The organism is Amycolatopsis sp. NPDC088138, assembly GCF_044741685.1.
Lineage (GTDB): Bacteria > Actinomycetota > Actinomycetes > Mycobacteriales > Pseudonocardiaceae > Amycolatopsis.
The window spans coordinates 156266-176783 of sequence record NZ_JBIUTB010000011.1 but is presented as its reverse complement, the minus strand read 5'-3'; the positions used below and the strand labels follow the sequence as shown (position 1 = coordinate 176783).

Below are 20518 nucleotides of genomic sequence, written 5' to 3'. Positions count from 1 at the left end.
GGTCGGGGGACAAACAGGGCCACCCTCGCCGCGTCCCGGCGCGCGAACCGGCGGCATCCTGGTGGTCATGGACACCACACGACACCGTCAGCGTGTGCGTCCGGCCACCCTCCGGCTCCTGGACGGCCTTCGCGCACCGGCGCACCTGCTGGGCCGCCGCCTGGACGTGCTCGCCTGCAACCGCCTCGCCGCCGCGCTCATCGCCGACTTCCCGGCGCTGCCCCGCGCCGAGCGCAACCAGGCCCGTTTCGTGTTCACCGACCCGCACGCGCGCGACCTGTTCGCCGACTGGCCCGCAGCGGCGGGCACGACGACCGCCCTGCTGCACCGCGACGCCCGGCGCCACCCCGACGACCCCGCGCTCGGGGAGCTGATCGGCGACCTGTCCATCCGCAGCGCGGAGTTCGCGGTTCGGTGGGCGGCGCCCCGGCAGCGCACGAGTGCGGTCGCTGGCTACCACCACCCGCTGGTCGGCGACCTCACCCTGGCCACCCAGATCTGGCAGGCCGACGGCGACCCGGACCAGCTGCTGGTGGTGCAGACCGCGGAACCGGGCTCACCGTCGGAGGCGGCACTGGCCCTGCTGGACCAACTGGCCCGCGGGTGACGGGGTTACTGTTCGGTGGCGTCCGCGGCGAGCCGTTCGAATAGGCCACCCCGAACTGGCAGCCCGCAGGCGACCCGGACCAGCTGCTGGTGGTGCAGACCGCGGAACCGGGCTCACCGTCCGACACGGCGCTGACCCTGCTGGACCAGCTCGCCCGCGGGTGACGGGCTGAGTTCCGTCGGCGCCCGCGGCGAGCCGCTCGAACAGGACGGAACCCGGCTCGCCCTCCAACACCGCGCCGGCCCTGCTGGACCCAACTGGCCCGCGGGTGACGGCCTACGTTCCGTCGGCGGCCGCGGCGAGCCGCTCGAACAACGCGGAACCCGGCTCACCGTCCGACACGGTGCTAGCCCTGCTCGCCCGCCGGTGACGCCTACTGTTCGACAGCGTCCGAGGCGAGCTTCCCCGCCAGCCGCTCGAACAGCTGGGTGAGCGTGGCCTGCTCAGCCTCCGAGAGCTGGTCGAAGAAGTAGCGCCGGACGGTGGCCACGTGCTCCGGGGCGGCCGCCTCGATCGCCGTGCGGCCGCTCGGCGTCAAGCGGACCATCAGGCCGCGGGCGTCGTCGGCGCAGTCCTCGCGGGTGACCAGGCCGCGCGTCTCCATCCGGCGGACCTGGTGCGACAGCCGGCTGCGGTCCCACCCGACCGCGCGGCCCAGCTCGCGCATCCGGACGACCCCGTCCGGGGCCTCCGACAGCGGCACCAGCAGGGCGTAGTCAGCCCCCGACACGCCGCCGTCCCGGTCCAGCTGGCGGTCGAACGCCCGCTGGAGATCCCGGGTGAGAGCGCGGTACGCCTGCCACAACCGGGCCTCCCGCTCGTCGAGCCACCTCGTGCCAGCCATGCCGCCACGATAGCGCGGACTTTGTTGACACGTCCACAGAGTCGTGGCTAATTTGTGGACCCATCAACAAACTGGTCGTGGTCGAAGGGAGACTGCGGTGCCGAAGGCAGTGCGCTACACCCGCTACGGCGGACCCGAGGTGCTCGAGGTCGCCGAAGTCCCCCGGCCGCGGGCCGGGCGCGGCCAGGTGCTGGTCGAGGTGGTGGCCGCGGCGCTGAACCCGGGCGAGATCGGCATCCGGGAAGGCGTGTTCGCGGCCGTCTGGCCGGCGCACTTCCCCGAAGGACAGGGCAACGACTTCGCCGGTCATGTCGCCGAAGTGGGTGACGGCGTCGCGGGCTTCGCGGTCGGCGACCGGGTGCTCGGGTTCGCCCCGCGGGCCGCGCAGGCGGAGTTCGTCGTCGCCGGACCGGACGCGCTCGCCCCGATGCCCGCCGGGCTCGGCTGGGCCGAAGCGGCGAGCATCGCCGGTGCGGGCGCCACCGCCTGGGCCGGCGTGGCCGCCGTCGCGCCGCGGCGGGGCGAGACGGTCGTGGTGTCCGCGGCCGCGGGCGGGGTCGGGGTCCTCGCCGCCCAGCTCGCGAAGCTGCGCGGCGCCACGGTGATCGGCACCGCGAGCGAAGGCAACTTCGCCTTCCTGCGCGGGTTCGGCATCCAGCCCGTCGCGTACGGCCCCGGCCTGGCCGAGCGGCTGCGTGCCGCCGCTCCGGACGGCGTCGACGCGTTCCTCGACACCTTCGGCGACGGCAACGTCGACGTCGCGATCGAGCTGGGTGTCTCCCCCGCCCGGATCAACACGATCGCCGACGGCCGGGCCGTCCAGCGCTACGGCGTCCACTCCGACGCCCAGGAGCAGGCCGACGAGCCGGCGATCTGGGCGCGGCTGGCCGAGTACGCCGCGAAGGACGAGCTGACCATCCCGATCGCCCGGACCTACCCCCTGGACGACGTCCGGGACGCCTACCGCGACCTCGCGACCCGTCACGTCAGCGGCAAGCGGGTGCTCGCCGTGAAGCCGTTCACCAGTGAAGGGAACTCCCGATGAAAGCCCTGCTCGCCCGGTCCTACGGCCCGCTGGACCAGCTGGAGATCGGCGAGGCGCCGCGGCCCGCGCCCGGTCCGGGGCAGCTGCTCGTCCGGCTGGAGGCCGCGGCGGTGAACCCGGTCGACGTCGCCCTCGTCACCGGCCGGCTGCGGGCCGAGCTGCCCGTCCGCCACCCGTTCATCCCCGGCGTCGACGTCAGCGGCGTGGTGGAGGCCCTCGGCGAGGACGTCACCGGGTTCGCCGTCGGCGACGCGGTGATCGCCTGGAACGGCGTCCCGTCGGGCGCGTTCGCCGAATACACGCTCGTCCCGGCCAACGGCGCGGCCGCCGTCCGCCCCGCCGGCCTCGACGCCCGCCACGGCGCCGCGCTGCCCACCGGCGCGCTGACCGCGTCCGCGCTGCTCGACGAAGCCGGGTTGAAACCCGGGTCGACGCTGCTGGTCGTCGGCGCCACCGGCGGCCTCGGCGGGTACGCCGTGCAGCTCGCCAAGCGGGCCGGCGCGACCGTGTTCGCCACCGGACGTGACGGCGACGGCGACTACCTCCGGGCCCTCGGTGCCGACGAAGTCGTCGACTACACCACGGAAGACGTCACCACGCGGGTCCGGGAGCGGGCGCCCGAAGGGGTCGACGTCGTCATCGACGTCGCCCAGGCCGGACCGGCCCTCGCCGCGTCCGCGGCCGCCGCGAAACCCGGCGGCCTGGTCGTCTCGCCGCTCGGCGGGCCGCCGTCCTTCGACCGGGACGTCACCGCCCGCTACACCGGCACCACCACGCCCCCGGGACGGCTCGCCGAGCTCGCCGGGCTGGCCGCGACCGGCGCCCTGCGCCCGGAGATCGGCGCGGAATACCCCTTCGCCGAGGCCCGCCGGGCGCTGACCGACTTCGCCGGCCGCCACATCCGCGGAAAGGTCGTCATCACCTTCTAACGTTCCGAGCGCGGCGGGGGGGGACCACTTTGTCCCTGGATACGCGGAGCCCTTTTCGGCCCCCTTTCCCGGTGGCACGACTGGTTTTCTGAAGGCACGGACCACCCGGGTCCAGCCTCCGATCGGGAAGGAACCCATCATGTCGCAGGTCATCACCACCACCCCGCTCACCGGCCGCGTCGCCGTCGTCACCGGCGCCAGCAGCGGCATCGGCGAGGCCACCGCCGAGCGGCTCGCCCAGCTCGGGGCCAAGGTCGCCGTCGCGGCCCGGCGCAAGGAAAACCTCGACGCGCTCGTCGCCCGGATCACCGAAGCCGGCGGCACCGCGCTGGCCGTGCCGCTCGACGTGACCGACCGCGAGGCCGTCCGTGAAGCGGCCCAGCGGGTCGAGCGGGAGCTGGGCCGCGCCGACCTCGTGGTCAACAACGCCGGTGTGCAGCTGATCTCGCCGATCGAAGACCTGAAGGTGGACGACTGGCAGCGCCAGATCGACCTGAACGTCACGGGCGTGATGAACGTCCTCGGCGCGTTCGTGCCCCAGCTGGTCGCGGCCGGCGAGGCGGGCGGCCCGGCCGACCTGATCACGACGTCCTCCATCGCGGCGACGCGCGTGCTGCAGAAGTTCTCGGTCTACTCGGGCACCAAGGCCTACATCAGCCACTTCTCCCGCCTCGCGCGCGTCGAGCTGGGCCAGAAGATGGTCCGCGTCTCGGCGGTCGAGCCGGGCATGGTCGACACCGAGCTGCCCGACCACGTCACCGACCCCGACGCGAGCAAGCTGATGGCCGACCTGCTGCACGACATCGAGTGCCTCAGCCCTGCCGACGTCGCGGAGACGATCGCATTCATCGCGTCGGTCCCCCGGCACGTCAACCTCACCGAGATCACCATCCTGCCGACGGCCCAGGCGGTCTGACCGGAACGGGTGAAGGGGCGCACCGGTCTCCTCCGGTGCGCCCCTTCGGCGTTCCCGCACCGGGAGCTCGGAGGATTCCCCTGCACACCAACGCACTTCTCGCCTGCTTCCCACGGCCGAACGGGTCGAGCTGCCGCCGGAGCTGGTCCTGGTCGTTCCGGCGGCAACCTTGATTATGGCACCGCGTGCCATTACTCTATTCGTCACACGGTGACGAATATCGCGTGTCCTGCTCAGCCCGTGCCGAAGGAGTCACGATGACCGAGAAGACCCTCCCCGCGACCGAATCCGCCGAAACCACCGAAGCCTCCGTTGAAACCCCCGTCGCCGAAGACCTGCTCGTGGAAGAGGTCTCGATCGACGGCATGTGCGGTGTCTACTGACCCGCGGGCGGCGTTCGACCTGGACAGCGCGTGGCGCCTCGACGACCGGGTCTCGATCCGGCCGGAACGGTTCGGCGCGCTGCTCTACCACTTCGGCACCCGCCGCCTGTCCTTCCTGAAGAACCCGACGCTGCTGGCCGTGGTCCGCGGGCTCACCGAGCACCCGACCGCCCGCTCGGCGTGCGCCGAAGCCGGGGTCGATTCCGGTGAAATGCCCCGCTACCAGGCGGCGTTGGCCTCGCTGGCCGAGTCACGGATGATCCGGCCGAGGAGCGTGTGATGTCGCTTGTGGACGAATTCCAGTACGGCCTCGACGCTCCCATCTGCCTCACCTGGGAGCTCACCTACGCCTGCAACTTGTCCTGCGTGCACTGCCTTTCCTCGTCGGGACGGCGGGACCCGCGGGAGCTGTCCACCGCGGAGTGCAAGGCGCTGATCGACGAGTTCGAGCGGATGCAGGTCTTCTACGTCAACATCGGCGGCGGTGAACCGACCGTGCGCCCGGACTTCTGGGAACTCCTCGACTACGCCACCGCGCACCACGTCGGCGTCAAGTTCTCCACCAACGGCGTCAAGATCACCCCCGAGGTGGCCCGCCGGCTGACCGGCAGTGACTACGTGGACGTCCAGATCTCCCTGGACGGCGCCACCGCCGAGGTCAACGACCACGTCCGCGGCCCGGGCTCCTACGCCACGGCGATCCGCGCCATGGGGCACCTCGCCGACGCCGGCTTCGAGAACTTCAAGATCTCCGTGGTGATGACCCGCCACAACGTCGGCCAGCTCGACGAGTTCAAGGCCATCGCCGACCGTTACCGCGCCCAGCTGCGGATCACCCGGCTGCGCCCCTCCGGCCGCGGCGCCGACACGTGGGACGAGCTGCACCCGACCGCCGCCCAGCAGCGCGAGCTGTACGACTGGCTGGTCGACCACGGCGAGAAGGTGCTCACCGGCGACTCGTTCTTCCACCTCGCCGGGTACGGCGAGGGCGGGCTGCCGGGGCTGAACCTGTGCGGCGCCGGGCGGGTGGTGTGCCTGGTCGACCCGGTGGGCGACGTCTACGCCTGCCCGTTCGCCATCCACGACACGTTCCTCGCGGGGAACATCCGCGCGGCCGGTTTCACCCGCGTCTGGCGGGAGTCCGAGCTGTTCACGGAGCTGCGCAGCCCGCAGAGCGGCGGTGCGTGCACGTCGTGCTCGGCGTTCGACGCCTGCCGCGGCGGCTGCATGGCGGCCAAGTTCTTCACCGGGCTGCCGCTGGACGGCCCGGACCCCGAATGCGTGCGCGGCCACGGCGAGCCGGCGCTGGCCGGGGTCACCAGCGTGCCGAAGCCGTCGCTGGACCACTCGCACCGGCGCCGCCCGGTCCCGGTGACGATCGGGATGCGGCGCCCGCCCGAACGGGCGTGCGACGAGAACCCGCTAGCCGGGTTCGGCGGCTGAGGGGACGTTCCGCGGCTGCCGGTTCTCCTGGCTGTTCCAGGTGGCCAGCAGCCGCATCGACGTCTCCGAGGGCGAGCCCGGTTCGGTCGTGTAGACGAAGAGGATCTGGTCGGGGTCCCCGGCCGGGTGCAGCGCCTGGTACTGCACGGTCAGGTCGCCGACCAGCGGGTGGTGGTAACCCTTGGACCCGGTGGTGCGGCGGTGCACCTGGTGGTCGGACCACCAGCGGCGGAACTGCCCGGAGTGGATGGACAGGTCGCCGATGAGGGCCGACAGCTGCGGGTCCTCGGGGTAACGCCCGGCGTCGAGCCGCAGCATCGCCACGGTGTCGGCCGCGACGGTGTCCCAGTCTTCGTACAGCTCGCGGGCGAATGGGTCGAAGAACACGAACCGCGCCTGGTTGCGCTCGGCCGCGGGCAGCGCGCGGAACTCCGTGATGAGCGACCCGGCGATCCGGTTGTGCGCCAGGACGTCCAGCCGGCGTCCCAGGACGAACGCCGGCGAGTTGACCTCGTCGAGCGTCTCGATCAGCCGCAGGGTGGCCGGATCGACGCGCTGCGGCCGGCTGCGGCGCTTGCGCTGCGCGGGTTCGGGCCGGGCGAGGTCCATCAGGTGCTGGCGCTCGGCGTCGTCCAGCCGCAGCGCGGTCGCCAGCGCGTCGAGCACCTCGGCGGAAGCACTGCGGCTGCGGCCCTGCTCGAGGCGCGTGTAGTAGTCGACGCTCACCCCGGCCAGCTGCGCGAGCTCCTCCCGCCGCAGCCCGGGAACGCGGCGCCGGGCCGAGGCCTGGTCGAGCCCCAGTTCCGCCGGGCTCACCCGGGCCCGGCCGGCCCGCAGGAACTCGGCCAGCTCGCTGCTCCTCATCGCGCTCATGACCTCGATTCTGCCTCCGGGACGGGTGCCCGGCAGCGCGGAAGGTGGCCCATTTCGTCCCCCTCTGGAGCAGCCCGGTGCGGGCCGACCACGATGGATCAGCCTCGGCTGTCCTCGCGGTAGAGGACCAGGTGCTCGTGGTAGAGCACGCCGTCACGGACGTCGCCGGTCGCGGTGAAGCCGGTGTCGTCGACGTAGTCGATGTGGTTGCCGGTCACGGTGTAGCTGCCGGTGTAGGCGCTCTTCCTGGTGCCGCGTGCCTCGTCGTACCGGCCGTCCGGCCGCAGTTCCTGGCGGATGTGGCCGTCGGCGGTCACCCACATCCCGGTGAGGGGAGCGTGTTCGTCGGTCATGCTTCCAGCGTCACCGATCCGCCGACGGCGAACCAGGGTGGGTTTCTCCCAGGTTCAGGACTCCCCGGCCCGCGCCAGCAGCGCCCGGGCCCGCAGCAGCACCGGCCGGTCGATCATCTGTCCGTTGTGGACGGCCACCGACCCGTCCGCACCGGCCGCGACAACCCTTCGCGCCCACTCGACGTCCTCCGCGGACGGCGTCAGCCCGGCGTTCACCACGGCGATCTGCCGGGGGTGCACACACAGCTTGGCGGTGAAGCCGAGCGTCACGGCGTGCGCGAGGTCGGCGCGCAGCACGGCTTCGTCGTCGATCGCCGTGGTCACGCCGTCGATCGGCGCCGCGCACCCGGAGGCGGCCGCGGCCAGGACGACCGCCGACCGCGCGTGCAGCAGCGCTTCGTGCGAGCGATGGTCCACCCCGAGCTGCGCGGCGAGGTCGACGCTGCCGAAGGCCGGCCGGATGACCGACGGCGCCCGGCAGATCGCGGACGCGCGTTCGATGCCGGCGGCGGTTTCGAGCAGCGGGATGACGTCGCCCAGCGCGGCGACCGGCCCGGGGTCCTCGGCCTTCGGGAGCATGATCGCGGTGGCGAGGCCGCCGACCGCGGCGACGTCCTCGTCGTGCCACGGCTCCCCGGCCGCGTTCACCCGGACGACGGCCTCGTGGCCCTCGGCCAGCCAGGACCGGACGTGCTCGCGGGCCTCGTCCTTGCGGTCGGCGCCGACGGCGTCCTCCAGGTCCAGCACGACCACGTCGGCACCGGACGCCGCGGCCTTGGCGAAGCGGTCGGGCCGGTGGCCGGGCACGAACAGGAACGAACGGGCGGCCGCGATCACCGCAGCGTCCCGGTCGCGGTCTGCCGGCCGTGGCGGTCGCGGACGGCCGTCGTGGCACCGTCCGCCCGGGCGATCAGTCCCTGGTGGTCGAACAGCGGCGACACGAGCCGGTACTCGAAGTCCAGATCACCGGCGGCACCCTGCGCCCGCGCGGCTTCCGCCATGGCCAGGGCCTGGAGCGGGCCGTGGGTGAGCAGGCCGGGATACCCCTCGACGTCGCGGCTGTAGTCGCGGTCGTAGTGGATGCGGTGCGCGTTGTAGGTCAAGGCGGAGAAGCGGAACAGCAGCGTCGGCGTCACGTCGAGCGCCCACTCGCCCTCGTCCGGCGGCACCTCCGGGCCGTCTTCGGCCGGGCTCGGCAAGGCAGCTCCTTCGCGGTAGACGACGTCCTGCCGCTCGTCGACCACGACCTCCCCGCGCTGCCGGACCTGGTGCGAGACCACGACGAACGTCAGCGCGCCCGACCGGCCGTGTTTCTCCGTCGTGGAAAGGACTTCCGAGTTCCGGGTGGCGGGTTCGCCGCAGCGCAGGGCCCCGGCCGTCCGGACCCGGCCGCCCGCCCACATCCGGCGCCGTCCCGGGCCCGGCGGGGCGAGCACCCCGCCGCACACCGGGTGGCCGTCCGGGCCGAGGTCCTCCTGCGCGGGCCGGTCCAGCAGGTACAACCAGTGCCACAGCAGGGGAAGCCCCGCCTCGGCGTCCGGCCGCGGCACGCCGAGCAGCGCGGCGAGCGCCTCGGCCGGTTCGGGCTGGATCAGCTCCGTGCGGTCCATGCTTCTCCTCTCGGCTCAGGACTGGATGCGGTGGCGCTTGACCAGCTGGCGCGCGATGACGTTCCGCTGGATCTCGTTGGTGCCCTCGCCGACGATCATCAGCGGCGCGTCGCGGAAGTACCGTTCGACGTCGAACTCGGTGGAATAGCCGTACCCGCCGTGGATCCGGACGGCGTCGAGCGCGATCTCCATGGCCGTCTCTGACGCGAAGAGCTTGGCCATCCCGGCTTCCATGTCCGCACGCTCGCCCGAGTCGTAGCGGCGGGCGGCGTGGTGCACCAGCTGGCGTGCGGCCTCGAGCTTGGTGGCCATGTCGGCAAGGAGATTGCCGACGGACTGGTGCTGCCAGATCGGCTTGCCGAAGCTCTCCCGTTCCTGGGCGTAGCGCAGGGAGTCCTCGAGGGCGGCACGCCCGACGCCCAGGGCCCGGCTGGCGACCTGGATCCGGCCGATCTCCAGCCCGCGCATCATCTGCGGGAACCCGCGGCCCTCCTCGCCGCCGAGCAGGGCCGTCACCGGGACGCGGAAGTCGTCGAAGGCGAGTTCGCAGCTCTCGACGCCCTTGTAGCCGAGTTTCGGCAGGTCACGGGAGACGTGGAAGCCGGGGCCGGGCTCGGCGAGCAGGATGCTGATGCCGCGGTGGGCCGGCTCCGCCGCGGGATCGGTCTTGCACAGCAGGGCGACGAGCCGCGAGCGGCGGGCGTTGGTGATCCACGTCTTCGAGCCGTTGACGACGTAGGCGTCGCCGTCGCGGCGCGCGGTGGTGCGCAGGGCCTGCAGGTCGGAGCCGCCGCCGGGTTCGGTCAGGGCCATCGTCGCGCGGATCTCGCCGGTCGCCAGCTTCGGCAGGTAGGCGTCCTTCTGCTCCGGGGTCCCGTGGTCGAGCAGGAGCTTCGCGACGACGGTGTGCCCGCCCATCGCGCCGGCCAGGCTCATCCAGCCGCGGGCCAGCTCTTCGGTGACGGCGGCGTAGCACCGCGCGGACACGTGCGCCTCGCCCCACGGCTCGGGGATCGCGAGCCCGAAGATGCCCAGCTCCTTCATCTGCTCGATGAGCTTCTCCGGGTAGACGTTGCCGTGGTCCAGTTCCTGCGCGACGGGCCGGACCTCCCGGTCGACGAACGCCCCCACCAGGGCGACGATCGCCTCTTCCTCTTCGGTGAGCCCGTCCATGACGACTTCCTCTCGGTGCCCGGCTGTCCACCCATCATGACTCGTAATGTGATCTATTGTGAAATAACCACGCGCTATGTCCCCCTGCGGGATGCGCCCGGCGGCTGGACCGGGCGCGCGCCGAGCTGACGTCGCCGCCGGCACCCTCGGCGCCGCCCCGCTCCACGAGCCCGAGGTCCGGCGCTCGATCGTGCTCGGCACACCCCGGACCGGGCGGGTCACCGCCGCGGTCGAAGCCGTCGCCCGTGAGCCGGCCCACCAGGTCCGCCAGGCCGTCCACAGTGGACGCCGGCCGTCCGCCCGGCCGAACCTACCACCGGTAAGGCATTGACATCACCAGTGGTAAGGAGCACCCTGGCGTGACCGAAATCGTCTAGACCAATCTGCCCGCACTTCGCACAGGCCCGTCGCAGCCCGAAATTGAAACGTTGCAATCGTGGAGGTCGCCATGCGTTCCGCCGCTCTGCTGGGTGCCCTGCTGCTGGTTCTCCTGGCGGCACCACCCCTGGAGGCTCGAACCGGCTCCCCACCGTCGCTCGCTTCGGCGCTCGACCTGCCGAACCTCTCCCCGACGTCCCGGACGGTGCGGCCGGTCGCCGTCCAGGGCACGTCCGGCTCGGTGGCCAACCCGCAGAACGTCCTGTCCGGGCAGGCGACCCGGCTGTCCGGGACTAACGCGTCGATCACCCTCGACTTCGGCAAGGAGGTCGGCGGGATCGCCACGCTCTCGTTCGGCGCCACCAGCGGCGGGCAGCGGGTCGGGCTCGCGTTCACCGAGTCGTCGCTCTACATCGGACGGACGAGCGACGCCAGCAGCGGCGGCAACGCCGACGGCGCGATCTTCGGGGACGCCACCACCAACGGCACCTACGTGATGCCGGCGGCGCGGCTGCGCGGCGGCTTCCGGTACCTGACGATCTTCCTGAACACCGCGGGCTGGGCGGACCTCACCGGCGTGTCACTGGCCTTCACGCCCGCACCGGGCAAGGCGAACCCCGCGGCGTACGCGAATTACTTCTCTTCGAGCGACCCCCTGCTCAACCGGATCTGGTACGCGGGCGCCTACACCGTGCAGACCAACATCATCGCGAGCAACCAGGGCCGGGCCTGGCCACCGCCACCGTCCGAATGGGACAACAGCGCCGTGGTCGGGGTGGGGAACTCCGTGCTGGTGGACGGCGCCAAACGCGACCGGACCGTCTGGCCCGGCGACCTCGGCATCTCCGTCCCGACGGCCTACGCGTCGATGAACGAACTGGAAGCGACGCGGAACGCTCTCTCGACCATGTACGGCGTGCAGGCCGCCAACGGCGAGATTCCCTGGTCCGGCCCCGTGTTCAACCTCAAGGGCTCGGACACCTACCACACGTGGACCCTGCTCGGAACGTCGTTGTACTACACCTATTCCGCCGACCGCTCCTGGCTCGACTCGGTGTGGTCGAACTACACCCGCGGAATGCAGTTCATCCTCGGCAAGGTCGACTCCGCCAACCTGCTCAACGTGACCGCGACCCAGGACTGGGCGCGCTCCGGTCAGGGCGGCGAGAACATCGAGGCGAACGCGCTGCTCTACGCCGCGCTGACCGGCGGCGCACAACTCGCGACCGTCAAGGGTGACAGCGGTTTGGCGGCCACCTACACCAACAAGGCCGCCGCGCTGAAGGCCGCGGCGAACGCCCGGCTCTGGGACTCCGGTGCGGGCATGTACCGCGACAACCCGAACAGCAGCCTGTACCCGCAGGACGGCAACTCGCTCGCGGTCTGGTACGGCCTGACCGACTCGCCGTCGAAGGCCACCAGCATCGTCCGGGCCCTCGGCACCCGCTGGAACGCCTTCGGCGCCACGACCCCCGAATGGGGCGGTGGCGTGCACCCCTTCTCCGGCGGCATGGAGGTGCAAGCGCACTTCGCGGCCAACGACGACTTCACCGCCCTCGCCCAGATCCGCCGCACCTGGGGTTACATGCTGGACAGCCCGGTCGGTACCAAGAGCACGTTCTGGGAGGGCATCAACGCCGACGGCAGCCCGGCCTACGGCGGCCCGTTCATGAGCCTGTCGCACGGCTGGTCGAGCGGCCCGACCTCGGCGCTCACCTTCGAAGTGCTGGGCACCGCACCGGAACCCCAGGTCGGCCAGTACCGGTTCGTGCCGCACCCCGGTGACCTGACCAGCGCCGAAGGCCGCATCACGCTGCCGCAGGGGCCGGTGAACGGATCGTGGTCCCGCAACCCCGGCGCCGGCACCTACACCGCGCACCTCGCCAGCCCGAGCGGCACGACCGGCCGGATCGGCGTGCCCAAACTGGGCGGGGCGAACGTCTCGGTCTCCGTCAACGGCGCGGTGGTGTGGAGCGGCGGCACCTTCACTCCCCGCCCCGGGATCGGCGCCGCGTCGCAGGACGGCGACTACGTCTACCTCACCGGCGTCGCGCCGGGCACCTACGACGTGACCGCCAGCGGGCTCGGCAACCCCAGCGCTCCCCCGCCGCCTGCCGCCGGCGGTCTCCCGGCCGGATTCACCCACTGCGCCACGGAAAGCGCGCAGTGCAGCTTCAGCGGCACCCGCAGCGTCGCCTACGGCGCCGGGACCTACACGTTCAAGACCGCGACCTCGGCGACCGCCTGCACGAACGCCGCGTTCGGCACCGACCCGGCCGCGAACCTCGCCAAGTCCTGTTATGTGGCGCCGCTCGGCGGCCCCGCCGGGTACACGGCGTGCGCGGCCGAAAACGGCACCTGCTCGTTCAGCGGGTACGGCCGCAGCATCGCCTACGGCGCGAACGGCGCGTTCGCCTACCGGGTGTTCAGCGCCGGGACCCCGTGCACCAACGGCGTCTTCGGCGATCCGATCGGCAACGTCGCGAAGTCGTGCTACATCGCGTCGGCCGGGCCACCCGCGGGCGGCTGGAGCCAGTGCGCGGGCGAGGGCGCCTCGTGTGCCGCGGCCGCCGGCCAGCCGATCGCCTACGGCGCGTACGGCGCGTTCCGGTACGCCACCGCCACGGGCACCACCAGCTGCGCCAACGGTTCCTTCGGCGGCGACCCGATCCCGGGCGAGTCGAAGGCGTGTTACACCAACGGCGGCAGCCCGCCCGGCTATGCCACGTCGTGCGCCGGCGAAGGCGCCACCTGCGGGTTCACCGGCCAGCGCACGGTCGCCTACGGCGCACGGGGAGCGTTCGTCTACCGCTCCTTCACCGGCGGAACCCCGTGCACGACCACGGCCTTCGGCACCGACCCGCTGAACGGAGTCGCGAAGTCCTGCTACCTGACGCCGTGACGCGGGCCGGACGACGTCACCCGCCGGGCGCGGGCAGCTCGCGGCGGTTCAGCTTCCCGTTGGGCAGCAACGGCATCCGGTCGAGGACGAGCACCCGGTGCGGGACCAGGTGCGCGGGCAGCCGCCCGGCGAGCGCGGACCGCACGGGTCCGGCGTCGGCGGGGCCAACGACGTAACCGATCACCCGCCCGTCGCGCAGCGCGGCGGCGGCGCGGACGACCCCCGGCTCCCGCAGCAGCGCGTCCTCGATCGCGCCGAGCTCCACCCGCCGACCCCGCTGCTCGACCTGGTCGGTACCGCGGCCGAGGTAGTCGTAGTTGCCGTCGGCGCGGACCCGCACGACGTCGCCCGTGCGGTACATCCGCGCACCCGCGACGAACGGGTCGGCGACGAACAGCGACGCGGTCAGCCTGGGCCGGTCCCGGTACCCGCGGGCCACCCCCGCACCGCCGATGTAGAGCTCCCCGACCCCGCCCGGCTCGACCGGCCGGAGCCGCCCGTCGAGAACGTAGGCGCGGACACGCGGTATCGGCGTGCCGAGCGGCACGATCGCGGCGTCGCCGAGCACGTCGACGTCCGGGCGCAGCAGGAGGGAGTCCACCGTGGTCTCGGTGAGGCCGTAGGCGTTGAGCACCACCGAGTCCAGGTGCAGCCGCCCGGCGAGCTCGCGGAAGTCGGCCGCGGGCCACCCCTCCGAGCCGACCGACATCAGCCGCATCACGGGCAGCTCACCCGCGCGGCCCAGGGCCTTCGCCTGGGCGGGGACCAGCTCGGTCGCGTCGCCGCCGTAGCGGCGGAACTCGGCGAGCAGCTCGGCCGGATCGGCCACCGCCTCACGGGTCGCGATGACCATCGTCCCGCCGGCGAACACCGAGCGCAGCAGGTCGGCGAAGAAGAGATCGACCCCGATCCCGATGACGGAGACGAAGGTCAGCGGCTCCTCGCGCAGCCGGAACAGCTCGTCCCACGCCGCGAAGACGTGCGCGAGGTGGCGGTGCTCGACGCCCACCGGCTTGGGCTTGCCCGACGAGCCCGAGGTGTACATGACGTAGGCGAGGTTCTCGGGCCGCAGCTCGACCTCCGGGGCGTGGTCTGGCTGCCCGGCCACGGCGTCGGCGATCCGGACGTCGCCGGCGACCTCCGTGGTGTTGGTGAGCACCAGCGAGACGCCCGCGTCCGCGCCCATCCAGGCCACGAGGTCGGACGGGTACACCGGATCGAGCGGCAGGCAGGCCGCACCGGCCTTGAGGACGCCGAGCGCACCGACCGCCATCTCGAACCCGCGGTCCATCCGCAGCCCCACCAGGTCCTCGGCCCGCAGGCCCCGCCCGGCGACGTACTGGGCGACCCGGTTCGCTTCGCGGTCGAGCTGCGCGAAGGTCATGCGCTCGCCCGCGAAGACGAGAGCGGTGGCCTCGGGGGTCTCGGCGACCCTGGCCGCGAAAAGATCGAGCAAGAGTTCCATGTGTCTCCCCAGACGGTCCTGCTCCCATCGTGCGGGACCGGCCGCCCCCTCGCAGCGTGGCGGACGGGCGCGAGCCGTGGTTGCGCCGTCCGGCGCCCCTGTTTACCGTTGATCCGTGCGTATCGCCGTGGCCGGAGCGGACGAACTGGTCGGCCCGCACGTCGCCGAGGCGGCTCGCGGGCGCGGCCACACCGTGGTGGCGCTGACCGACCTGCTGGACGAAGACGGGTTGAGCGCCGCGCTGGACGGCGTCGACGTCGTTATCGACGTCAGCAATTCGGCGTCCCTGGACGAGGAGCCGGCCAGGCGGTTCTTCACCAGCGCCGCGGCCAACCTGCAGCGCGCCGGCGCCGAGCGGGGAGTGCGGCACGTCGTGACCCTGTCGGTCGTGGGGATCGACGACACCGGGTTCGGCTATTTCCGCGCGAAGGTGGCGCACGAGCGCGCGGCCGGTTCGGGACCGGTGCCCGCCACGATCGTGCGCGCCACCCATTTCCACGAGTTCCCCGGGCAGCTCGTGGGCCGGACCCGCGACGGCGGCCACGCCACGGTGTTCGGCCTGCGCGTGCAGACCGTGGCCGCGACGGCGGTGGCCGCGGCGCTCGTCGAGGTCGCCGAGGGCCCCGCGCAGGGCCGCACACCCGACATCGCCGGCCCGGACCCGGCCGAGGTGCTCGACCTCGCCCGCGCCTTCGTCGACCACTTCGACCTGCGGCTGGAGCTGCGGACCGACGAGCACACCGTCACCGGCATCGCCGAGGACGGCCTCCTCCCCCGGCCGGGCGCGACCATCCTCGGGCCGGGTTATGCCGAGTGGCTCCACAGTCCCGAGGCCGCCGCGCTGGCCTCCGGCGGCTGACCGGGGTCAGCCGGTGTCCTCGAAGAGCCAGCTGACGGCGTCGAGCGCGAACGCCTCCCCGCGGCGCATCGCCTCGTCCCGGGCACGCTGCTCCGGCCCGTCCGGCAGGTGGTAGGCCGTGTTGTTGTCCCAGGACATCCGCTGGATGCGGGAGGCCTTGGGCAGGCGCAGCCGCTGGTACCGCTCCAGCGCCGCCGGGACGTCGGCATCCGCCAGGCACTCCGCGAGCACCCCGGCGTCCTCGACGGCCTGCGCGGCCCCCTGGGCGAGGAACGGGAGCATCGGGTGGCACGCGTCGCCGAGCAGCGCGGTCGCCCGCGCGACCCACGCGGGCAGTGGCTCGCGGTCGTAGAGCGCCCACCGGTAGACCGGGCCGCCGACCCGGTCCAGGAGCCCAGCCACCGACGCCGACCAGCCCGCGAAGTGACGGCGCAGGTCGCCGGCGTCGCCGGGCGCGACCCAGGACTCGGTCCGCCAGTCCGCCGCCGGGACGACGCCCACCAGGTTGAGGTAACGCCCGCCGCGCCCGACCGGGTAGGCGACCAGGTGCCGGCCGGGCCCGAGCCAGGTGCGCACCTTCGGCTCGGTGCCGTCGGCCGGGACCAGGGCACGGTAGGCGCACATGCCGGAGAACCGGGCCGGGGCGTCACCGACGGTGCGGGACCGGACGGTGGAATGAATCCCGTCGCAGCCGAGCACCAGGTCGGCCTCCAGGCGCCGTCCGTCCACAGTGGACACGGTCGCGCCGTCACCGCCGGTGGCCACCCCGGTCACCCGCGCACCGAGCAGCACCTGGCCGGCGGGCTGCGCGCGGGCCAGCACCTCGATCAGGTCGGGCCGGTAGAGCGTGTAGTACGGCGCCCCGAACCGCTCGCGCATCCGCTGCTTCACGGGCCATTCGGTCAGCACGGCGTCGTCGGCCCACCGGCAGAACCGCACCACCTCCGGCGTCACGGCGACCCTGGTGAGCTCCTCGTCGAGCCCCAGCCGGGCCAGCACCCTGGTGGCGTTCGGGCCGAGCTGCACACCGGCACCCACTTCGCCGAACTTCGCCGCGCTCTCGACCACCGTGACCGCCCAGCCCCGCTGCCGCAACGCGATGGCCGCGACGAGCCCACCGATCCCGCCACCGACGACGACCGCCCGCATCCGGCCAGCCAACCAACCGGACGCCGAATAGTCAACGGCGTCCGGCACAGGCTGATCGTCCACATCGGACGGTAGCCGCCCGCCGCACCGCGGTCCCGCAACGGAATCCGCCTTCCGGACGGCGTTGCCGTGGTCGAACCAGTCGAACTCGGACGCGCGGCTACGCGCAGAACTCGTCGGCGATGAGGCGTTGTACCCCCTGCTGGTACGCGTCCGCCGGCACGGTTCCGGTGTCCACGTACGTGACCGAGGCTTCCAGGGTCCTGCTGCCGTCGGGGGTGCTGTACATCAGCGTCCCGTAACCCTGGACGCCGCCGTTGTGGTTGAGCAGCACGGTTCCGCTGCAGTTGGCGTCGGCGTGCAGCTCGAACACGCCGAGGCCGTAGTCGCTCGCCGGGTCGGGCGTCGGGTGCGGCTTCAGCATCTCGGCCAGCAGCGGTGCCGGGAGGAGCTTCCCGCCCGTCAGCGCGGAGAGGAACGTGCCCAGGTCCCGGGTGGTCGAGATCAGCTCCCCGGCGCTGGAGATCCAGGACGGGTTCTGGCGGGTGACGTCGACCGTCTTCCCCGTCCCGGCGTCCGGGTACCGGTAGTAGCCGTGGGCGTGCGGGCCGGGGATGTCCACGGACGTGCCCGGGACCACGGTGTCCCGCAGCCCGAGCGGGCGCAGGATCCGCCGCTGCAGCACCTCGGCGTACGAGCGGCCGGTGACCTTCTCGATCAGCAGCCGGGCCACGACGTAGCTGGTGTTGGAATAGCTCCAGTCCGTGCCCGGCGCGAACTTCACGGGCTCGGCCACGGCCAGCCGCACCAGGTCCTCCGGCCGGTAGGTGCGGAACCGGTGGTCCACCCATTCCCGGCCCGACCAGGGAATGCCCGGCACGACCGTCCCGTCGGGACGGTGGTCGCCGGTGTAGTCGACCAGCCCGCTGGTGTGCTGCAGCAGCATCCGCACCGTGATCCGCCGGTCGAAGCCGAACTCCGGCAGGTAGCCGGCCACCGGGGTGTCCAGCCCGAGCCGGCCCTCGGCCACCAGCTGCAGCACCGCGGTCGCGGTGAAGGTCTTGGTGGCGCTGCCGATCCGGAACCGCCCGTCCGCCGGCGGCTTCGCCGGCTCCCCCAGCTCGCGCACGCCGGCGCTGCCGGTCCAGTCGCCCCGCTGGTCGTGCACGCGCAGCTGCACCCCGGTGAACCCGGACTCAACGATCGACTGGATCGTCTCCTGCAGCTCCGGACGTCCCGGCCCCGCGAAGGCCGTCGGCACGGTCACGCCGGTCAGCAGGACGAAGGCCGACACCACCCGCAGGATTCTCATGAGATCTTGCGCCGGTAGGTGAGGGTGGCGAAGACGTACGCGACGACGAGGATGCCGGCGCACCAGGCCAGCGCGATCCAGAGGTCGGCACCGACCGGCTGCTGGGTGAACAGGCTGCGCAGCGCGTTGACGATCGACGTCACCGGCTGGTGCTCGGCGAAGGCGCGCACCGGGCCGGGCATCGTGCCGGTCGGCACGAACGCGGAGCTGAGGAACGGCAGGAAGATCAGCGGGTAGGAGAACGCGCTGGCGCCGTCCACGGACTTCGCGGTGAGGCCCGGGATGACGGCGAGCCACGTCAGCGCCAGGGTGAACAGGAGCAGGACACCGAGCACCGCGAGCCACGCCCCCACCCCCGCGCCCGACCGGAACCCCATGAGCAGGGCGACACCCACGACGACCACGAGCGAGATCAGGTTGGCGACCAGCGAGGTCAGCACGTGCGCCCACAGCACCGACGACCGCGCGATCGGCATGGACTGGAACCGCTCGAAGATGCCGTTCTTCATGTCCAGGAAGAGCCGGAACGCGGTGTAGGAGATGCCCGAGGCGACGGTGATGAGCAGGATGCCGGGCAGCAGGTAGTTCACGTACGAATCGGACCCGGCCTTGATCGCGCCGCCGAACACGTAGACGAACAGCAGCAACATGGCGATCGGCATGATCGCGGTCGTGATGATGGTGTCCGCGCTGCGCGTGATGTGGCGCAGGGACCGTCCTAACAGGACAGTGGTGTCGCCGAAGAAGTGCTTGGTCATCGCTGCTCCCCTCTCGCTCCGGTGCCGACGAGGGCGAGGAAGACGTCTTCCAGGGTCGGCTGTTTCTCGACGTATTCGACCTTGGCCGGCGGGAGCAGCCGCTTGAGCTCGGCGAGGGTGCCGTTCACGATGATCCGGCCCTCGTGCAGGATCGCGATCCGGTCGGCGAGGTGCTCGGCCTCGTCCAGGTACTGCGTCGTGAGCAGCACCGTGGCGCCCCGGCCGGCGAGCTCCTTGACGGCCTGCCACACCTCGAGGCGCCCCTGCGGGTCGAGCCCGGTGGTCGGCTCGTCGAGGAAGACGACCGGCGGGTTCCCGACGAGGCTCATCGCGATGTCGAGGCGGCGGCGCATGCCCCCCGAGTACGTCGCCACCTTCCGCGCCGCCGCGTCGGTGAGGGAGAACCGCTCGAGCAGGTCGTCGGCGATCCGGCCCGGGCCCTTGAGGTGCCGCAGCCGGGCGACCAGCACCAGGTTCTCCCGGCCGCTGAGGATCTCGTCGACGGCCGCGAACTGCCCGGTGAGGCTGAAGGACGCCCGGACGTCCTCGGCCTGCGTGGCGACGTCGAAGCCGTTGACCCCCGCCGTCCCCGCGTCGGCCTTGAGGAGCGTGGACAGGATCTTGACGACGGTCGTCTTGCCGGCGCCGTTCGAGCCGAGCAGGGCGAAGATGCTGCCTCGTGCCACTTCGAAGTCCACGCCGCGCAGCACCCGCAGCGTCTTGTAGGACTTCTCGAGGCCGTGCACGTGGATCACCGGGGCCGTCATGACTGTGCCTCCCCGGTCGCCTCTTCGGACGCCTCTTCGGCGCGCTTGATGCCGTTGGTCAGCCGGTCCCGTTCCCGGATGACCCAGCCGCCCTTCGTGTAGTTCTGGATGAACGCCTCGGCGAAGTCCACGGGATCGTCCCCGACGATCTCGCGGATCGCCGTCCCGTCCGCCGCGGCCCGTTCGAACAGGTCGGCCAGGTCCTCGAACATCGTGGCCGCGCTGTCGCCGTCCGCCGCCCCGAAGAACATCAGGTACCGCTCCAGGGCGCCGACCGCCATGCGGTAGTTCTCGGGAAGCCTTTTGGTGCGCGCCTTGTAGGCCCGCCAGCGCCGTTTGTCGCCGATCACCCTCGCGGTGATATCCGAAATCTTCATGGTCGGTTGCCCCCTTCACGGAGCTGCTCGAGCCGGTGCGCGAGGAAACTCCAGGTCTTCCAGAACTCGTCGAGCTGCTGCTGTCCCAGTGCGTTGAGCGAATAGACCTTGCGTGGCGGCCCCTTCTCGGACGGGACCTTCTCGACGTCGACGAAGCCGCGCTGCTCGACCCGCACGAGCAGCGCGTAGACCGTGCCCTCGGCGATGTCGGCGAAGCCCTGCTCCCGCAACCACGCGGTGATCTCGTAGCCGTAGGCGGCCCGGCCGGACAGGATCGCCAGGACGATGCCCTCCAGCACCCCCTTGAGCATCTCCGTCACCTGCTTGCCCACGGACACCTCACTCACTACTCAATGATGCTGACTACCGGTACAT

The 20518-nt window shown here is 72.2% G+C and carries 23 protein-coding genes; 10 read left to right on the top strand and 13 right to left on the bottom strand.

Going from position 1 to position 20518, the window contains the following annotated elements; all coding sequences use genetic code 11:
* The first annotated feature begins 67 nt into the window (after positions 1-67).
* Positions 68-607, top strand: a complete 540-nt coding sequence (locus ACIOD2_RS48330; protein WP_400552722.1) for a hypothetical protein — start codon at positions 68-70, stop codon at positions 605-607.
* Between the two features lie 373 nt (positions 608-980).
* Here the strand turns inward: ACIOD2_RS48330 and ACIOD2_RS48325 are convergent, their stop codons facing one another.
* Positions 981-1451, bottom strand: a complete 471-nt coding sequence (locus ACIOD2_RS48325; protein ID WP_400552721.1) for a MarR family winged helix-turn-helix transcriptional regulator — start codon at positions 1449-1451, stop codon at positions 981-983.
* Positions 1452-1548: 97 nt separating this feature from the next.
* On the opposite strand from ACIOD2_RS48325, the gene ACIOD2_RS48320 reads away from it, so the two are divergent.
* From ACIOD2_RS48320 to mftC, 6 genes are all read left to right on the top strand, one after another.
* Complete coding sequence (locus tag ACIOD2_RS48320; RefSeq protein WP_400552719.1) at positions 1549-2496, top strand: NADP-dependent oxidoreductase; 948 nt, start codon at positions 1549-1551, stop codon at positions 2494-2496.
* Positions 2493-3425 (top strand): NADP-dependent oxidoreductase, encoded by a 933-nt coding sequence (locus tag ACIOD2_RS48315; RefSeq protein WP_400552717.1) that lies wholly within the window; start codon positions 2493-2495, stop codon positions 3423-3425. Before ACIOD2_RS48320 ends, ACIOD2_RS48315 begins: the two co-directional genes overlap by 4 nt.
* A 139-nt stretch (positions 3426-3564) precedes the next feature.
* Entirely contained in the window at positions 3565-4341 is a 777-nt protein-coding gene (locus ACIOD2_RS48310; RefSeq protein WP_400552715.1) for an SDR family oxidoreductase, read from the top strand.
* A gap of 257 nt (positions 4342-4598) precedes the next feature.
* On the top strand, positions 4599-4724 hold the full coding sequence (gene mftA, locus ACIOD2_RS48305) for a mycofactocin precursor MftA (RefSeq protein WP_400552714.1): 126 nt from the start codon (positions 4599-4601) through the stop codon (positions 4722-4724).
* Positions 4714-5004 carry a mycofactocin biosynthesis chaperone MftB gene (gene mftB / locus ACIOD2_RS48300; RefSeq protein WP_400552712.1) on the top strand — a complete coding sequence of 97 codons (291 nt, stop codon included), beginning with the start codon at positions 4714-4716 and terminating at the stop codon, positions 5002-5004. The genes mftA and mftB overlap by 11 nt, the downstream gene beginning before the upstream one ends.
* On the top strand, positions 5004-6167 hold the full coding sequence (gene mftC, locus ACIOD2_RS48295; RefSeq protein WP_400552710.1) for a mycofactocin radical SAM maturase: 1164 nt from the start codon (positions 5004-5006) through the stop codon (positions 6165-6167). The genes mftB and mftC overlap by 1 nt, the downstream gene beginning before the upstream one ends.
* On the opposite strand, the gene ACIOD2_RS48290 is transcribed toward mftC, so the two are convergent.
* From ACIOD2_RS48290 to ACIOD2_RS48270, 5 genes are all read right to left on the bottom strand, one after another.
* Complete coding sequence (locus ACIOD2_RS48290) at positions 6147-7031, bottom strand: helix-turn-helix transcriptional regulator (RefSeq protein WP_400552786.1); 885 nt, start codon at positions 7029-7031, stop codon at positions 6147-6149. The genes mftC and ACIOD2_RS48290 overlap by 21 nt on opposite strands.
* Before the next feature lie 107 nt (positions 7032-7138).
* Complete coding sequence (locus ACIOD2_RS48285; RefSeq protein ID WP_400552708.1) at positions 7139-7393, bottom strand: Atu4866 domain-containing protein; 255 nt, start codon at positions 7391-7393, stop codon at positions 7139-7141.
* A 54-nt stretch (positions 7394-7447) separates the two neighbouring features.
* Positions 7448-8230 carry an HpcH/HpaI aldolase/citrate lyase family protein gene (locus ACIOD2_RS48280; RefSeq protein ID WP_400552706.1) on the bottom strand — a complete coding sequence of 261 codons (783 nt, stop codon included), beginning with the start codon at positions 8228-8230 and terminating at the stop codon, positions 7448-7450.
* Positions 8227-9003, bottom strand: coding sequence for a MaoC family dehydratase N-terminal domain-containing protein (locus ACIOD2_RS48275; RefSeq protein WP_400552704.1), 777 nt, complete (start codon positions 9001-9003; stop codon positions 8227-8229). Before ACIOD2_RS48275 ends, ACIOD2_RS48280 begins: the two co-directional genes overlap by 4 nt.
* 15 nt (positions 9004-9018) lie before the next feature.
* Positions 9019-10176: an acyl-CoA dehydrogenase family protein gene (locus ACIOD2_RS48270; protein ID WP_400552701.1), complete on the bottom strand. Its 1158-nt coding sequence runs from the start codon at positions 10174-10176 to the stop codon at positions 9019-9021.
* A gap of 76 nt (positions 10177-10252) precedes the next feature.
* Here ACIOD2_RS48270 and ACIOD2_RS48265 point away from each other — a divergent pair, with 76 nt between their 5' ends.
* Entirely contained in the window at positions 10253-10507 is a 255-nt protein-coding gene (locus tag ACIOD2_RS48265) for a hypothetical protein (RefSeq protein ID WP_400552699.1), read from the top strand.
* Positions 10508-10624: 117 nt separating this feature from the next.
* Positions 10625-13456 (top strand): MGH1-like glycoside hydrolase domain-containing protein, encoded by a 2832-nt coding sequence (locus ACIOD2_RS48260; protein WP_400552697.1) that lies wholly within the window; start codon positions 10625-10627, stop codon positions 13454-13456.
* A gap of 16 nt (positions 13457-13472) precedes the next feature.
* On the opposite strand, the gene ACIOD2_RS48255 is transcribed toward ACIOD2_RS48260, so the two are convergent.
* The gene (locus ACIOD2_RS48255) at positions 13473-14921 is read right to left on the bottom strand and encodes an amino acid adenylation domain-containing protein (RefSeq protein WP_400552695.1); all 1449 of its coding nucleotides are present in this window, start codon (positions 14919-14921) and stop codon (positions 13473-13475) included.
* Positions 14922-15036: 115 nt separating this feature from the next.
* On the opposite strand from ACIOD2_RS48255, the gene ACIOD2_RS48250 reads away from it, so the two are divergent.
* A complete protein-coding gene (locus ACIOD2_RS48250) occupies positions 15037-15780 on the top strand; it encodes an SDR family oxidoreductase (RefSeq protein ID WP_400552693.1) in 744 nt (247 codons plus the stop codon).
* 6 nt (positions 15781-15786) lie between these two features.
* Here ACIOD2_RS48250 and ACIOD2_RS48245 read toward each other — a convergent pair whose 3' ends face one another.
* The 6 genes from ACIOD2_RS48245 to ACIOD2_RS48220 form a co-directional block, all read right to left on the bottom strand.
* Positions 15787-16929: an FAD-dependent monooxygenase gene (locus ACIOD2_RS48245; RefSeq protein WP_400552692.1), complete on the bottom strand. Its 1143-nt coding sequence runs from the start codon at positions 16927-16929 to the stop codon at positions 15787-15789.
* 160 nt (positions 16930-17089) lie between these two features.
* Positions 17090-18241 carry a serine hydrolase domain-containing protein gene (locus ACIOD2_RS48240; protein WP_400552690.1) on the bottom strand — a complete coding sequence of 384 codons (1152 nt, stop codon included), beginning with the start codon at positions 18239-18241 and terminating at the stop codon, positions 17090-17092.
* Complete coding sequence (locus tag ACIOD2_RS48235) at positions 18238-18999, bottom strand: ABC transporter permease (protein ID WP_400552688.1); 762 nt, start codon at positions 18997-18999, stop codon at positions 18238-18240. Before ACIOD2_RS48235 ends, ACIOD2_RS48240 begins: the two co-directional genes overlap by 4 nt.
* Positions 18996-19766 carry an ABC transporter ATP-binding protein gene (locus ACIOD2_RS48230; protein WP_400552685.1) on the bottom strand — a complete coding sequence of 257 codons (771 nt, stop codon included), beginning with the start codon at positions 19764-19766 and terminating at the stop codon, positions 18996-18998. Before ACIOD2_RS48230 ends, ACIOD2_RS48235 begins: the two co-directional genes overlap by 4 nt.
* Positions 19763-20143 (bottom strand): DUF1048 domain-containing protein, encoded by a 381-nt coding sequence (locus ACIOD2_RS48225; protein ID WP_400552683.1) that lies wholly within the window; start codon positions 20141-20143, stop codon positions 19763-19765. Before ACIOD2_RS48225 ends, ACIOD2_RS48230 begins: the two co-directional genes overlap by 4 nt.
* Complete coding sequence (locus ACIOD2_RS48220) at positions 20140-20475, bottom strand: PadR family transcriptional regulator (RefSeq protein WP_400552784.1); 336 nt, start codon at positions 20473-20475, stop codon at positions 20140-20142. The genes ACIOD2_RS48225 and ACIOD2_RS48220 overlap by 4 nt, the downstream gene beginning before the upstream one ends.
* Positions 20476-20518: the final 43 nt, after the last annotated feature.

Coding starts and splice junctions, on each gene's coding strand:
- ACIOD2_RS48310 (WP_400552715.1), top strand. CDS start 3,565: ATGTCGCAGGTCATCACCACCACCCCGCTCACCGGCCGCGTCGCCGTC.
- ACIOD2_RS48325 (WP_400552721.1), bottom strand. CDS start 1,451: ATGGCTGGCACGAGGTGGCTCGACGAGCGGGAGGCCCGGTTGTGGCAG.
- ACIOD2_RS48265 (WP_400552699.1), top strand. CDS start 10,253: ATGTCCCCCTGCGGGATGCGCCCGGCGGCTGGACCGGGCGCGCGCCGA.
- ACIOD2_RS48270 (WP_400552701.1), bottom strand. CDS start 10,176: ATGGACGGGCTCACCGAAGAGGAAGAGGCGATCGTCGCCCTGGTGGGG.
- ACIOD2_RS48225 (WP_400552683.1), bottom strand. CDS start 20,143: ATGAAGATTTCGGATATCACCGCGAGGGTGATCGGCGACAAACGGCGC.
- ACIOD2_RS48330 (WP_400552722.1), top strand. CDS start 68: ATGGACACCACACGACACCGTCAGCGTGTGCGTCCGGCCACCCTCCGG.
- ACIOD2_RS48230 (WP_400552685.1), bottom strand. CDS start 19,766: ATGACGGCCCCGGTGATCCACGTGCACGGCCTCGAGAAGTCCTACAAG.
- ACIOD2_RS48275 (WP_400552704.1), bottom strand. CDS start 9,003: ATGGACCGCACGGAGCTGATCCAGCCCGAACCGGCCGAGGCGCTCGCC.
- ACIOD2_RS48260 (WP_400552697.1), top strand. CDS start 10,625: ATGCGTTCCGCCGCTCTGCTGGGTGCCCTGCTGCTGGTTCTCCTGGCG.
- ACIOD2_RS48240 (WP_400552690.1), bottom strand. CDS start 18,241: ATGAGAATCCTGCGGGTGGTGTCGGCCTTCGTCCTGCTGACCGGCGTG.
- ACIOD2_RS48245 (WP_400552692.1), bottom strand. CDS start 16,929: ATGCGGGCGGTCGTCGTCGGTGGCGGGATCGGTGGGCTCGTCGCGGCC.
- ACIOD2_RS48235 (WP_400552688.1), bottom strand. CDS start 18,999: ATGACCAAGCACTTCTTCGGCGACACCACTGTCCTGTTAGGACGGTCC.
- mftC (WP_400552710.1), top strand. CDS start 5,004: ATGTCGCTTGTGGACGAATTCCAGTACGGCCTCGACGCTCCCATCTGC.
- ACIOD2_RS48315 (WP_400552717.1), top strand. CDS start 2,493: ATGAAAGCCCTGCTCGCCCGGTCCTACGGCCCGCTGGACCAGCTGGAG.
- ACIOD2_RS48285 (WP_400552708.1), bottom strand. CDS start 7,393: ATGACCGACGAACACGCTCCCCTCACCGGGATGTGGGTGACCGCCGAC.
- ACIOD2_RS48290 (WP_400552786.1), bottom strand. CDS start 7,031: ATGAGGAGCAGCGAGCTGGCCGAGTTCCTGCGGGCCGGCCGGGCCCGG.
- ACIOD2_RS48255 (WP_400552695.1), bottom strand. CDS start 14,921: ATGGAACTCTTGCTCGATCTTTTCGCGGCCAGGGTCGCCGAGACCCCC.
- mftA (WP_400552714.1), top strand. CDS start 4,599: ATGACCGAGAAGACCCTCCCCGCGACCGAATCCGCCGAAACCACCGAA.